We start from the raw sequence: 542 nt of genomic DNA, 5'->3' as shown, positions 1-542 counted from the left end.
CCGTACGGCAGCCGGAGCCGCGCTGCATGCATCCTGCCATTCTAGAACATGGAGCACACCGAAACGTCGTCAATTTACCATTGAGGCCGCGGAGGAAGGCTGGATGCGCCGAACGGATGACGGGCTTCGGGCTTAACGGCGCAAGCCCTTGCCTTTCTGGTCGCGCACGGCCCGCTTCGCGTCGTGCTTGAACGTCTTGGTGGTTTGGATGAGGATGGCGCCGATGAGGAACGGCATCCAGAACACGATGCCGCGGTACACGAGCGCGATAGACAGGCCCGCCGCGCCCGACACGCCGAACGACGTGAACGCCACCACCACGGCAGCCTCCACCACGCCTACGCCCTGCGGCGTGATAGAGATCATGGCGAACAACGTGGCGACTACGTAGCCGCAGATGAGAGGTTCGGGCTGATGCACGCCGAACGCCACGCCCACCAAGCTGAAGCAGGCCAGCTCGCAAGCGCTGGCCGCAATGGAGCAGCCGAACGCCTTCGCCGTTGTCTTGGGGTTATGCGCGATAAGGCCGGCAGCGTCGGAAA

1 protein-coding gene is annotated in these 542 nt (G+C 63.8%); it reads right to left on the bottom strand.

Features of this window, described 5'->3' with window-relative positions:
- Nucleotides 1-132: 132 nt before the first annotated feature.
- Nucleotides 133-542 (bottom strand): lysylphosphatidylglycerol synthase transmembrane domain-containing protein (locus GO707_RS11900; RefSeq protein ID WP_157013096.1); only part of this gene is annotated, 410 nt, incomplete at its 5' end.

The sequence above is a fragment of the Adlercreutzia rubneri genome (assembly GCF_009755265.1).
In the GTDB taxonomy this organism is placed as follows: Bacteria; Actinomycetota; Coriobacteriia; order Coriobacteriales; family Eggerthellaceae; genus Adlercreutzia; species Adlercreutzia rubneri.
The sequence above is the reverse complement of the archived record's forward strand: the minus strand, read 5'-3'. Positions and strand labels throughout refer to the sequence as shown.